The organism is Kitasatospora sp. NPDC093102, from assembly GCF_040683915.1.
Classification (GTDB): domain Bacteria; phylum Actinomycetota; class Actinomycetes; order Streptomycetales; family Streptomycetaceae; genus Kitasatospora.
On sequence record NZ_JBFBFA010000087.1, the window covers coordinates 1 to 11,245 of the forward strand.

At 69.6% G+C, this 11,245-nt stretch carries 12 protein-coding genes and 1 pseudogene; 9 read left to right on the plus strand and 4 right to left on the minus strand.

Annotated features, from left to right (window positions below):
- Positions 1-90: 90 nt before the first annotated feature.
- Positions 91-364: pseudogene (locus AB0O11_RS38195) on the plus strand (transposase); the annotation flags it as partial.
- A 9-nt stretch (positions 365-373) separates the two neighbouring features.
- Here AB0O11_RS38195 and AB0O11_RS38200 read toward each other — a convergent pair.
- The gene (locus AB0O11_RS38200) at positions 374-889 is read right to left on the minus strand and encodes a GNAT family N-acetyltransferase (protein ID WP_363396896.1); all 516 of its coding nucleotides are present in this window, start codon (positions 887-889) and stop codon (positions 374-376) included.
- Positions 890-1,006: 117 nt separating this feature from the next.
- Positions 1,007-2,224, minus strand: coding sequence for a HEAT repeat domain-containing protein (locus AB0O11_RS38205; protein ID WP_363396898.1), 1,218 nt, complete (start codon positions 2,222-2,224; stop codon positions 1,007-1,009).
- Between the two features lie 446 nt (positions 2,225-2,670).
- Between AB0O11_RS38205 and AB0O11_RS38210 the strand changes: the two genes are divergently transcribed.
- Together AB0O11_RS38210 and AB0O11_RS38215 are read left to right on the plus strand one after the other, a co-directional pair.
- Positions 2,671-3,018: a VOC family protein gene (locus AB0O11_RS38210; RefSeq protein WP_363396900.1), complete on the plus strand. Its 348-nt coding sequence runs from the start codon at positions 2,671-2,673 to the stop codon at positions 3,016-3,018.
- Positions 3,019-4,355: 1,337 nt separating this feature from the next.
- Positions 4,356-4,499: a hypothetical protein gene (locus AB0O11_RS38215; RefSeq protein WP_363396903.1), complete on the plus strand. Its 144-nt coding sequence runs from the start codon at positions 4,356-4,358 to the stop codon at positions 4,497-4,499.
- Between the two features lie 77 nt (positions 4,500-4,576).
- Here the strand turns inward: AB0O11_RS38215 and AB0O11_RS38220 are convergent, their stop codons facing one another.
- Entirely contained in the window at positions 4,577-4,993 is a 417-nt protein-coding gene (locus AB0O11_RS38220) for a hypothetical protein (protein WP_363396905.1), read from the minus strand.
- A gap of 943 nt (positions 4,994-5,936) precedes the next feature.
- Here AB0O11_RS38220 and AB0O11_RS38225 point away from each other — a divergent pair.
- A complete protein-coding gene (locus tag AB0O11_RS38225) occupies positions 5,937-6,320 on the plus strand; it encodes a trypsin-like serine protease (protein ID WP_363396908.1) in 384 nt (127 codons plus the stop codon).
- A 163-nt stretch (positions 6,321-6,483) separates the two neighbouring features.
- Here AB0O11_RS38225 and AB0O11_RS38230 read toward each other — a convergent pair whose 3' ends face one another.
- Positions 6,484-7,950 carry an alpha/beta hydrolase gene (locus tag AB0O11_RS38230; protein ID WP_363396911.1) on the minus strand — a complete coding sequence of 489 codons (1,467 nt, stop codon included), beginning with the start codon at positions 7,948-7,950 and terminating at the stop codon, positions 6,484-6,486.
- A 566-nt stretch (positions 7,951-8,516) separates the two neighbouring features.
- Here AB0O11_RS38230 and AB0O11_RS38235 point away from each other — a divergent pair.
- The 5 genes from AB0O11_RS38235 to AB0O11_RS38255 all read left to right on the plus strand — a co-directional run bounded on the left by AB0O11_RS38235 (position 8,517) and on the right by AB0O11_RS38255 (position 11,151).
- Positions 8,517-8,951 carry a restriction endonuclease fold toxin-2 domain-containing protein gene (locus AB0O11_RS38235; RefSeq protein ID WP_363396914.1) on the plus strand — a complete coding sequence of 145 codons (435 nt, stop codon included), beginning with the start codon at positions 8,517-8,519 and terminating at the stop codon, positions 8,949-8,951.
- Complete coding sequence (locus AB0O11_RS38240; RefSeq protein ID WP_363396917.1) at positions 8,948-9,550, plus strand: transposase; 603 nt, start codon at positions 8,948-8,950, stop codon at positions 9,548-9,550. The genes AB0O11_RS38235 and AB0O11_RS38240 overlap by 4 nt, the downstream gene beginning before the upstream one ends.
- 283 nt (positions 9,551-9,833) lie before the next feature.
- On the plus strand, positions 9,834-10,043 hold the full coding sequence (locus tag AB0O11_RS38245) for a hypothetical protein (RefSeq protein ID WP_363396920.1): 210 nt from the start codon (positions 9,834-9,836) through the stop codon (positions 10,041-10,043).
- A gap of 39 nt (positions 10,044-10,082) precedes the next feature.
- Positions 10,083-10,502: a hypothetical protein gene (locus tag AB0O11_RS38250; RefSeq protein WP_363396923.1), complete on the plus strand. Its 420-nt coding sequence runs from the start codon at positions 10,083-10,085 to the stop codon at positions 10,500-10,502.
- Between the two features lie 241 nt (positions 10,503-10,743).
- Positions 10,744-11,151, plus strand: a complete 408-nt coding sequence (locus AB0O11_RS38255) for a hypothetical protein (RefSeq protein WP_363396926.1) — start codon at positions 10,744-10,746, stop codon at positions 11,149-11,151.
- Positions 11,152-11,245 lie beyond the last annotated feature (94 nt).

Here is an 11,245-nt window from a genome sequence, read left to right on the forward strand (position 1 = left end):
TCTCACCGATCGAGTTCGAACAGCAACACCACATGCACGCTAGACTCTCACTCGCAGCATGAACCCCTGTGTCCACGTTCCAGGGGTCACCTCAGCCTGGCCCGACCCCTCGCCGAAGACCTACGCCGCCCCTGGGAGCGACCGGCGACCGAACCGCGCTGGCTCACCCCGTCCGAGTGCGGCGCGGGTTTCGCAACATCCGCGTGATGACAGCAGCCTGCCCGGCAGCCGCACCGAAACCGTCCGGCCGGGTGCGGGACGGCCTCCCGGTTCGCAGACCAAGCGCCGGGCCAAGCGCCATGAGGTCGGCAGGAGCGTCAAGCGGGCCGAGCCGATCAGGAAACACCAGACCCGCCGGCCATGAACGTCGAGCTCAGGCGGTGCCGGTGGTCTCGGTCCGGACGTCGTACGGGCGCAGACCCCGGCTCTCGTAGTTGCGTAGGGCGTTCGGGTGATCGTTGGTGTCGGTGTGCAGCCAGACCCGCCGGACGGACTCGGTGCCGAGCGGCTCGGTGGCCCACGCCTGGCGCAGCGCGAGCGTCAGCGCGTAGCCGCCGAGGCCACGGCCGACATGCTCCGGGACGAGCCCGAAGGTGGTGATCTCCACGTCGCCGGCCGGGTGCGGCTCCAGGTTGGCGACGCCGGCGGGCTCGCCGTCGTGCGTCAGCAGCCAGTACTGGCGCCGGGGGTGCTCGGCGAGGTGGGCCGCCCAGTCGGCGGCAGTGCGGGCGGTGCTGCGCCAGCCGTGCGGCGCCCCGACGCGCGCCTGGACGGCCTGCACCTCGGGGGACGAGCCGTCGGCCGGGACGAGGGCCAGCGCCGCGACCGGCGGGGACGGGCGCAGCTCGGCCGGGTCGGTCATCTCCAGGTACGTGACGGTCTTCTTCATGCGGTGAGACTACGGCCTCGGCCCGCCGCGCCGGCCGGTGGGTCAGAGGCCGGGGCCGCTCAATTGTCGTCAGGGCTGCTTGCCGCCCACCTGTCCGACCACCGCTGCGCCAGAGCGTCAGCCGTGACGGTGTCGGGACACGTCGTAGAGCAGCCAGTAGTAGGGGGCCTCCTCGTCGGCGGGATGGAGGCTGTCCAGGATCTCGTCGCCTCGTGGATCGTCCCGTAGCGCGAGCCGTACGGCTGCCTCCACACGTACGTCCTCGTCCGGATCGGTGAGGCAGGTGACGAGTGCGTCGGTGGCGCCCTGGTCGTGCGTGGGCGCGGAGGCGAGGGCTCGGCATGCTTGCCTGCGTACCGCCGCGTCTTCGTCCTCTGTGCGTTCCACGGCTGCGGACAGGGCCTCGTGGTCGCCTCGTTCGATCGGGCAGTGCAGCCCCGAGAGCGCCGTTTGCCGGACTTTGCTGTCGATGTGACGGGTGAGTGTGGTGAGCGGCTGTTCGCGACGCGGGTCCGGGGTATCGACCAGTCCGGCGGTGAGCACCCGAGTGACGCGGGGGTCCGGTTCGCTCGCGACCCAGGGCAGGAAGAGGTCGACGAGTGGTCCGTCGAACGGCGCATCGTCACTCTCGTCGAAGAGGTTCATCAGGCGGAGGACCTCCGCGCCGAAGTAGCGCTCCAACGGCTCGGGCCGGTCGCGCAGGGCAACGGCCGCATTCCAGGTGGTAGGGCCGTGTCGTCCCGAGAGCGTGGCAGTCGTCGCCCACCACACCTCGTGGTCGACGTCGGGCTCGGCCAGCGCGCGGGAGAGCAGTTCGTCGAAAGGCGTCGCGATGCCGTACGACCTCTCCAGGTTGGTGAGTATCGCCGCGTGCCCGGTTCTGACGGTCAGGCTGCCCAGGGACAGTTGCTCGCAGACCAACCCGGAATCGGACGCGACGGCACTGCGATCGACCGGACCCTGCCGGCCGCTCTTGCGGCGTAGCTCGGCCACGACGTCCGTCTCGTGCCAGTGCCTGGCCAGCGCCAGGGCGTCGCGCCCTTCGGCGTCCTTGATCCACATGTGGGCGCCACGGCCGACGAGCAGGTTCGTGATGTCGCAGGCGCCCACCTCGATCGCGCGAAGCAGCGGGGTGCGGCCGAGGGCATCCGCACGGTCCGGACGCGCGGATGCCGCGAGGAGGATCTCCATCATCGGGAGATCGAAGGCTTCCACCGCCAGGCACAGGGCAGGGGTGCCGTGCTCGTCGGCAGTGTCGGGGTCGGCGCCTGCCCGCAGCAATGTGTCTACCACCTGCGCGTCCCCGTTCCGTACCGCGGCTATGAGTGGTTCCACCAGCGTGCCTTTCGTTCCCGCTCGGCCGGCCCGTCGTACAGCAGGACAGGCCCGAGGAAGCCCAACTGGCTTCGTTCACGTGAAGTAGCGGCGATTGGTCAGTACTTGGGGCAGCAGTTGGCGATCTTGAGTGCTGCGGATGCTCACCAGATGTGACGTCACCTGGCGGTGATGGGGACTCTGAACGGATCTGTATGGAGAACACTGGTCGCCTGCCCGGGAGCTTGACGGAGCTTCTCGTGCGCGCCCTCGACGCCCGGCCGGCAGTAGAAGCTCTCGATCCCGATCTTCCGTGAGTTCAGAGATTCTGAAGTGTCGGCCGGGCGAACCCACGGAAGCCCATGTGCCATTGAGGCATGGCGAGGCCGAGTTCGGTCCGGCGGTGGGTGTGCCGTACTACTTGTGGAGGGTCTCGGAGCCATGTCTGTTCTCATCTGGAGTCGTCGATGTCTGTTCGCCGTGTCGTGCCCAACATCCAGTCAGAGGCCGCGCAGGAGAGCCGGGAGTTCTATGGCCTGCTGGGCTTCGAGGAGGTCATGAACCACGGCTGGATCATGACCCTTGCCTCAGCGTCCAGCCCGGCGGCGCAAGTCAGCTTCATGACCAGCGACGAGACTGCGCCGGTCACCCCCGACATGAGTGTCGAAGTGGATGACGTGGACGCGGCCTATGCGGCCATGCGGGACAGCGGTGCGGAGATCGTCCACCCCCTGCAGGATGAGGAGTGGGGCGTGCGGCGGTTCTTCGTCCGTGACCCCAACGGCCGCGTGGTCAACGTGCTGAGCCACCGCTGACGCCGCTTTCCGCACGGTCGGAAAGATGCCGGTCACAGCCAAGGCTGCGTCATACCTGTGTCCGGCCCGCCAGCCACAGGTAAGTTCCGCCTCGGCACCCGGCGAGTTCCGTCCCGACGAAACACCCCACCGCAGGTCAGGACCTGTACGACGCCCATCACACCCTGCGAACCCGCACGTCCGGCGGTTCTGCAGAACGGTCGCCGGTTGCAGAGCTGCCGGGGGCGGCGCTGGAACCGGCTGCTACCGGAGCAGCGCGGCGCAGCGTCGCATGCTGCTCGCTTCGCTTCCTCTTGACCCCGGCATCCAGCAGAGGGGTGTGACGGAACGAGGAGTGCGACGGGGCGGAACCTGGGAGTATTGCTGTGACTCCTCCCCCGGCTGACGGCGTACCCGCCCTCAGGGGTCAGGGTGAAACACGCAGCCGCCACAGCTGCAGCCGCGTGCATACTGCGAACGACTTCGACCGTATCTGACCAGCTCAGGCAACGCCTCCGCACTCCAGGCTCCAGCTCACGGGGTCTGCTCACAGCTTCTGAAGTTGCGCCGGAGGTTGCATCAAGGTAGCCCCGGAGACCTTGATGCCGCGGGTCGGAGCACGGGACAACCCGCCGCGCGGACGCCGACTACGCCATCGCCGCGCTGCGCCACATCCTCACCCCGGCCGCCGTCCTTGAGTCCGCGCTCCACCTCGCCCAGGCCCTGCTGGAGCGCCCCGCCGGGGACCCGTTCCTCCTGGAGGCCGTCGGACTCACCGCCGTCATCCCTCAGTACCTCGTCGCCGCCCGCACCCCACCACCGGTACCGCCGGCCCAACTGCGCCCGGCGCCGGAGCCGACGGTCTCCACGCTCGGCACCCTGTGGTGACCTGAGACGGTGTCAGGACAACGTGTGCCACCTCGTACGGGTAACTGTGCACCACAGTTGACGCGGAGACCGACTACGGGTCTGCCTGTCAGCGGTACCGGGCGGGCCGGGCAGTGCCGTTGCCCAACGTGACCGCGAGGCGGCCGTCCTGTGGCTGACGGCCTTCCCCGCGACCATCCGGTGGCCGTGGCGGTCGGCGTGAACCACCTGCCGGGCCACGTGTCGGCTGCGCTGTCAGGAGCGGCAATGAGGGCAGGCGTTCCGCCGTTCGTGAGTCAGGGGCGTGAGGCCGGTGGTTAGTGACGTGTAATCGAGCCGACGACGGTTCTGGCGAGCCGTTCCACCTGATAGGTGACAGTGCTTCCCGTGAGCCGGTTCGGGTCGGCCAGGACTGGAGGGCCTCCGAGCGCCTGCGCCGCAACCGCTTGGGCGCGGCCACCACACCCCAAGCTCCCCACCGCCTGGGCGCGGTGACCACGACCGAGGCCGCCCAGCAGCTCGCCCGCACCGGTGAGCGGGACCTGGCCTCCCAGGCGTTGCCGGACCATCTGTGTCTGATCAACAGCGGTGGCACGCAGCCGGGCCCGGACCCCGAAGCCAGTCCGGATCCGTAGGCGTTCCAGGACACGTGCGCGCGGGCTTTCCAGGCGACGTGGGTGGTATGCGGGTTCGCCTCGTCGACGGCCCGCGGTTACGCTTCGCTCCTCGCGCGGGGGGCGCGGCCGATCTCACCGTCCGAAGCGAGAGTCGCTGAGATGACGAAAGACGCCCCAACGGGCAGGCCGAGCCTCGCCGCCCAGGACAGCGCCTCGGCGCGGGACGTGTCGCGCTCGGCCAGGCGGGCGGCAGCCAAGGAAGGCGGCACCTTGTCCTCGTCCAGCAGGACGGCCCACTGGCTGCCGGTGAGGGCCAGGTGGCGCAGCTGCGGGAACTCCGCGAGCACGGTCAAGCCCTGGACGGCGGCTTGGGAGAGATCCAGGCCGCGCAGATTCGGTGCCGTGCGCAGCGGGGTGAGGTCGGTCGTGGCGGTCGTGGCAAGGTCCAGCGAGCTGAGGTGTCGGTGGCCCTTGAGTGGTGCGAGGTCGCCGCCGCCGAGGTCGACGGCCAAGGACTCGACGGGCAGGTCCCGGATGGGGGCCAGGTCGGTGACAGGGCGGCGCCCGCAGATCGGCGGGCAGCGGTCGGCCGAGGCGGCGCTCGGCGTCCACGAGGGCCGCCTCGGTCACGGGCGGGGGCAGCGTCTCGGAGCGTCCCAGGATCTCGGCACGCCGCTTCAGGTAGGCGCGGAGCCGGGCGAGTGCCAGGTCCGGGTCGCCCGCCAGGCCTGCCGTGCCCTCTTTCCGGGCGTACCCCGCCGGGGACAGCCGGTAGCCGTGATCCAGGACAGCCAGGAAACCCGGACGCTCTCCGTGCAGGCGTGAGACGACGTCGGGGGACGCGACCAGCGAGTACCCCCCGGACGGCCGGCACCGTATTTCCAGCCTGGTGCGCTCCCAGCCACGAGCCGTACCCACCGCCACCGTCACGTCACTCAGATCCTGGAAGCCACGGGCCAGATGGAACGGCCGCGCGGTCGCGCCGGAAAGCATGCACTCGCCGGAGACGTTGAGACCGAAAAGGCCTTCGGTGCTCACCAGCACCGCCTCCGTCCACCCCTCCGGTGCGTTCGCTGCGATGGTCCCAACCACCCGTACGACGCCCTGCTCAATCAGCTCGGCCATGTTCTGTTCCGCTTCTGTCGACACTCGGTGATCATCGCAGGGGGCCATGACAGAGACGGTCAGCAGAAGCCCGGCCGGGACTACCGCAGGCTCAGCCTGGCGGAGCCGACGGTCATGGAGCACAAACCCGCCTCGTGTCGGCGTCCACCTCAACACGCTGAAGCCGACAGGGAATCTCCACCACCCCGACACGATCCGCCGATCCCGACGGGCCGGCGTGGTCCGCCGCTACCCGACCCCGTGGCCCTACGTCGTCGCCTTCGAGCGCGGCCCCGAGTGCGCCGTGCGCGACCTCCGGATCACCCGCTGCGCCGATCACCCGCTTACCCCGTGGCGCCGCTGCCACCGGTGCGGGTGGCGCGCCAGGGGGACGCGGCGCTCTACCGGTACGGCCGCACGGCCACGCTGCCGGGGTTCGGACGCGCCGGCCCCGACGGGCCCGGCACCCACCTCAAGCAGGCGGAGCTGACGCTGGCTCCGCCGGCCTCCTGCGACCCGTACACCTCGCCCGGCGACTCGCCGCTGTTCAAGGTCTGCGGCCTGCCGCGGGCCGGCACGACGGACAGCGTCTGCAAGGGGGACTCGGGCGGGCCGCTGGTGGCCGACGGTGTGGTGATCGGCGTGCTCTCCACCGGCAACAAGTACTGCGACACCCAGTACCCGGTCTCGGTGTTCACCCGGGCCACCGACGTCCCCGCCCAGCTGCTGCCCTGACCGGCTGGCGAGGGCGCCCTGGACCGCCTCCGGTGACCGGAGCCGGGTCCTGCACGGCGGTCGAATCAGGGTGCCATTGGTCCGGAGCCGTAGGCGTTGCGCGGGACGTCGTGGCCCGGCGGCCACCCTCCCGGGCGCGTGGGCGCGCCCGGGAGGGAAGGGCCTAACCGCCGCAGGTCAGGTCCTTCGCGGGCAGTCGGCCCGTGGTCAGGTAGCGGGTGACGCTGCCGTCCGCACAGGAGGGGCCGGCCACCACCACGCCGTGGCCCTCACCGCCGGCCACCGTGACCATCCGTGCACCGTGCAGCGCCCGACGCATGCCCTGGGCCATGGCCAGTGTCGCCTGGGGGTCCCACTGGTTCTGCACGATCAGCGCGTTGACGTCGTTGTTCACCACGGTGGCCGGCTCGCGGGCCGCCGACTTCCAGAACGCGCACGGCTGGATGTTGGCTCCCAGGTCGCCGGCCAGCGGGTACTGGGCCCGGTCGCGGATCGCGTCCCGGCGGTACTGCTCGGGGTCGCGCGGCCAGCTGTGGGTGTCGCCGCAGAAGACGGCCCAGACGGTGGCGGTGGTGTTGTCCGTCGGAACGACCGACGGCACCGCCGGCGCGGCCGGCCCGCCCGCGGCGGCGGCCTTCAGTGCGACGATCCAGGGGGTGACGGTCCCGACGTGGACGAACGCGGCGTACCCGGAACGGATGGCGTCGCCGTCGAGCGCCCCGTTCTCCGTGGGGACGGGCGTGCGGTCGGCGTGGGCGACCAGGTCCCAGTACGTCTTCCGGACCTCCGTCGGCGTGGCACCCAGCCCGTACGCCGCGTCGTGGGCGGCGGCCCACTCGGTCCACCGGGTGAAGGCGAGTTCGGCCCCCGGCGCCGACCCCCGGAGCGTCCCCCGCCACGCGAGCGCCGGATCGAGTGCGCTGTCGAGCACGAACCGGTCCGAGCGCTGGGGGAACATCTGCGTGTAGGCGGCGCCCAGGTAGGTGCCGTACGAGTACCCGAAGTAGGAGATCCTCCGCTCTCCCAGCGCTGCCCGGACGACGTCCATGTCCCGCGCCGTGTTGCGGGTGGTGATGTGCGGCAGCACGTCACCCGCCTTGGCCCAGCACTTGTCGGCCACCGTCCGGGCCCAGGCCACGTCCTTTGCGAACGTCCCTGCCACGTAGGGGTGTTGGAGGGTCCGCTCGTCGGCCGTCAGGTCGCAGCCGATCGGCGAGCTCTGCCCGACCCCGCGCGGGTCGAACCCGATCAGGTCGAAACGCTCCCGCACCTCCGCCGGCAGCAGCGGCTCCATCTCCACGGGCATGGTCAGCCCCGGGCCGCCCGGGCCACCGGGATTCATCAACAGCACCCCGTGCCGCTGCTTCGCACTGCCCGCCTTCACCCGCGATATCGCGATGTCGATCTTCCGGCCCCCGGGATCGCCGTAGTCCAGCGGCACCTCGACCTTCGCGCACTCGAATGCCGCCGGGCGGCCCGCATCGCAACGCCCCCACCGGAGTTGCTGCTGTCCGTACCGCTGGAGCGGATCGCCCGCCGCGAACGCCGTCACGGGGGTGAGCGCCGTCAGCACGGTCGTCACCGCCCCGACCGTCAGCGCGGAAATCGTCCGTCCGTCTCGCAGAACCATGCCCGTCCTCTGTGCAGAACCAGTGCCTCGGAAGTGCCTCCAGTCTCCGTTCCGCCGCACCCGCACCATGTACGGCGCGGGGATGGGCTCACGGTCCAACCTGCGGCGTACGCCGTCGCACTGACGTAGGCCCCCGGTCTCATGGCCCGTCATCCACCGGTTCAGGAGGGCGGCTTGCCGTCCCGCTGCCGGAAGCCCGCGAACGCGGTCACCCGGCGGAGTGGAGAATGTGTGGTTTCCGGACGGGGCGGCTGTGTCGGGCAGTACGGTGCCCGCATGACCGTGCTCCTCCGCCGTCGTCACATCGACTTCGGCCGCATCCACTCCACCGGCTGTCCGGTCATCGTCTGATCGCCCGATCCGCCCGGCTGCGCCGTTCGGTTCCGTGCCGAACGGCGCCGCCGTGGCGGCTGTCGTCCGCCGCCGCCGCGCGGGCCCGCCGTCGCCTTGACCGGCGGTCCCGCGCGCGGCGCTCCGGACACATCCGTCGGGACACCAACCCGCTTGTCGGACCGGTCCCCCCGCCCAAGCCGCCTCCCTACCCGCTCTACGACGGGGCGCAGCAGATGGCAGCCAAGACGTGGATCGAGGGGCTGCCGGAGCGCGCGCCGAACGACGGGACGGCGGAGGACGGCGCCCACCAGGTGTGCACGGCGGGAAAGCCCGAGCGGCGGGTGCAGGGCGCGGACGGCAAGGAGGTCTGGGCGGACGGGTTCCGGCCGGCCGACGGCGCGCTCATCGACGCGAAGAACGTGCGCAAGACGGGCTGCAGCCCCCGTTCGCTGAAGGGCCTCCAGGAGGGCGACTTCCGGACGGGGTTCATGCTGGGCAAGGACGAGGACGAGCCCGCGCGCTACAAGGGCGCCATCGACAATCCGGCGAACCACGCCCAGTACCTTGAGGTCGACACACCTGACCCGGCGACGGTGGGCTACTGGCAGTACCTGCTCGCCAACAAACCCCACAGCCTACCGACCCCCCACGGCCCGGCGAGCTGGTGAACACCGACAACGACAGCGAGGCCGCCGCCACCGACCTTGCCGACGCCCTGGAAGCATTCGCGGACCACGCCGCCGCACCCGGCACGGGCGCCGGCGCCGACGTCCAGGTGACCATCGGCACCCCGTACGGAATCGAACAACGCACCGTCCGCCGCGTCACCGACTGGATCACGCGCCGACCCGAGCGGCTCGATGACACCGAACGCAAGTCCCTTGAGGACTTGGGCGAACGCAACCTCACGCTGGCCACGACCATCCAGTACGCCCGGCGCCTGGCCACCATGGTGCGCGAACGCCGCAGCGAGCACCTGGCCCTCGATGCCTGGCTCGCCGACGTCCGCCTCGACGGTCAACCAGAGCTCCGCGCCCTGGGCAGCGGGATTCGCCGCGACCGCGCAGCCGTTCTGGCCGCCGTGATCACGATGCTCACCTCGGGAGCGGTCGAGGGCAACGTGACCAGGATCGAGCTGTTGAAGGAGCAGATGTACGGACGGGCCAACTTTGACCTCCCCGACGCCGCAGCCTCCTATCACCGTGATCAACCGGCAGGCACCCCTCAATCAGCGACAGAACCAACTCCCGTGGCCTGCACGCATTGAGTGTCGATCGGCAGCGTGGTTGGCGCCTGGAAAGAATGTTGAACGTGTTCAAATTTACTGCCATGATGGGGCCGCTCCAGTAGCAGCCGAACCGTCGGCGCCCCGACGGCTCGGTACTTCACTCTGCGCCGGACAGGGAGGAGAACAACCGCACATGGACAGGGCAGCGATGCGTACGGGGAGGGCTCGCGGTGCGCGTGCCGCGGCCTGGGTGCTGGTACCGGTGTCCTGCATCGCGGCGGCGTCAGGCTGTGGAGCACTCGGATCGCGGCCGGACGAGGTCTTGATCAGCCAGAGCGACCTGGTCGACACCTGGACGAACGGCGACGGCATGACGCTGAGGTTCGACGCTGAAGTCGGCTCCTGTGAGCTCGACGGAACCTGGGAGTTCCATGTTTGCGACTCCGGTGCCTCCAGTCATTCCGACCGGGCCGACACCGAGGGCTTTGGAGCATCCGTTTCAGTTTTCCAACCCCGCCGCGTCACCCTGTGAGCGGCGGCCTCTGACGTGGACGGAGACCCCGGACCTGTGATGAAGAAAACCGTACTGGCCGTCGCGGCGGGCTGCGTGCTGACGCTGGCCATCCTGGCCTTCGTGTTCCTGAACCCCTTCGGCGGTTCGATCAAGACGGAGGAACTCCTGGGCTCCTGGACCGGCTCCCAGGGGGCGCAGCTGACCCTGCATGAGGACGGCACCCTGTCCGCCGTCAACATCCCCACCGAGTTCGCAGACGCGGACGCGACTGTTGTTCGGCAGTTCAGCGGTCAGGGGAGCTGGAGCCTGGAGGGGAAGTCCGCCCTGGCGGACCAGCAGATCGACGTGACGCTCGACGCGTCGGACGGCACCAGAACCAGCGTGCGGCTGCGTGTACGCGGTGACGGCGTCCGCGACGGGATCTACATCCCGGTGTCCGAGGACTCCCCGAAGAAGTTCGTGTTCAGGAAGCCCTGACACCTCGCGGACGTCACCGCACCGGGGGCGGGTGGGGCCGGATCGTCCGGCCCGGTTCAGACAACTCGAAATGGTGACCCTTATCCCACATGGAGGTCGTTCAGTGCCGCAGGGGGCGGAGCCCCATCGTGATCGCGCAGGGCAGGATGGCTGACAGCAAGGTTGACCCGGAGTTGAACGCGGACCTGCTGATTGAAACAGAACCCAATCGGACCTTTGAAGAAGGGCGGTTCATCTCCGAATGCTGAAGAAAGTAGCAGCTTCGTGGCCTGGATGGATTATTCATGCCATGCTGCGGTATCTGGCTGTTTGTGCGGCGCCGATATATCTGATTCTTCTGCTGATGGCACCCTTTGAACCCGGTGGCCACGATGCGGACGGCTACGCGCGGCTGAGACCTGAGGATGACTACGGGCTCATATGGCCAATTTTTGTCTACATCACCGCTCCGGGGATGGTGTCGCTGCTGCTGGTCTCCGCAGTGGCAGCGTGGGGGAAAGACGTCCGCATCGCCGCCGCATGTCTGCTGTCAATGCCCGCCTTGCTCTTCGTTTATGCGGGATTCTGGCAGTTCGGGCTGTTCATTGCTCTCGGTATCACCTACGCCTTCACCGTGATGCCGAGAACGGTTCGTAAACTCGTAGCCTAAGTAGGGTCGGGGACTGGCGCGGTGGCCGTTGCTCCGTTTCCAGTCCCCGCCGCTTCAAACCGTGCATGCAGTTCTCCCGCACACGGCTTTCCGA